This window comes from Cryobacterium sp. MLB-32 (assembly GCF_000738085.1).
Lineage (GTDB): Bacteria > Actinomycetota > Actinomycetes > Actinomycetales > Microbacteriaceae > Cryobacterium.
Genome location: NZ_JPRS01000484.1, coordinates 1 through 951, shown reverse-complemented (window position 1 = coordinate 951; position 951 = coordinate 1). Strand labels below are relative to the sequence as shown.

Annotated in this window: 1 protein-coding gene and 1 pseudogene; both read right to left on the bottom strand. The window is 62.5% G+C overall.

Translation table 11 applies throughout. The features are described 5' to 3' along the window. Nucleotides 1-585: iron ABC transporter permease (locus tag JF66_RS19530; protein ID WP_231556523.1), on the bottom strand; the 585-nt coding region annotated here is incomplete at its 3' end. 77 nt (nt 586-662) lie between these two features. Then, a pseudogene (locus tag JF66_RS23880) lies at nt 663-951 on the bottom strand (iron-siderophore ABC transporter substrate-binding protein); the annotation flags it as partial.

The window sequence follows — 951 nt, the reverse complement described above, 5'->3', positions numbered from 1 at the left end:
TAGTGCTAACAGCAGACCGCAGAGAATAAACGGGAGCCCATCAAGGATCACGCTCGGGTCCCTCCCTGCGAGGGAGCCGACGACCCAAAAGCGGTATGTATCGAACACGGCCGGAAGGCTAAGTGCTACCGCTTGGATATACGCGGCGAGTACTGCCGTGACGACGATGCCGGCCAGCACTAAACGCACCGGTGTCGCCCCGCTCCGAGCGCCTGCCCCGATGAGATACACAATAACAACGGCGGCGAATGCTCCCGGGAGCGCCACCCACACGCTGGTGGCCGCCGACCCCAACCCGAAGAAGGCTGTGCCGGTAACAATCGCGGCTGCCGCTCCAGCATTGACACCAAACAATCCGGGGTCAGCTAAGGGGTTGCGGCTGATGCCTTGCATAACTGCTCCAGCCACCGCCAAGCTCGCGCCGGCCATCACTCCGAGGATCGTGCGGGGGATGCGACTAAAAACGACGCTCTCCAAGTAAGGGTCAGCGCCATCCGATCCGGGTGCGAGAAGTGCGCCGATGACGTCTGGAATGGGAACGTATTTGTTGCCCACAGCAAGGCTGAGCAGCACGATGACGATCAACAGCCCGACGGCCGCGATAACTCCGACGGAGAGGGGAGTCCTGCGGACCCGGCGACGGGGGGCCCGCAGGGACGCCCTCATCGAGCGCTGGTCGCTGCGGTTGCAGCCTCACTGATCATGGGCAGGTATGCTTTCAGCGCCCACGGGACGCTGAGTGGGGTGACCATACTTGAGGCCATCGCGAGCTGGTTGTCGGGATTGGGAACGTAGGAACCGCGGGTCACCGCGGGAATCTGCGCGAACAAGGGTTGCGCTTCGATTGCGCTCTGGTTCGCAGTGTCGTTGTACCAGGTAAAGAGCACATCAACGTCGTTCAACAGGTCTGCGCGCTCGAGACCGACGGTTGAGGAAAACGTGCCGGGCGTG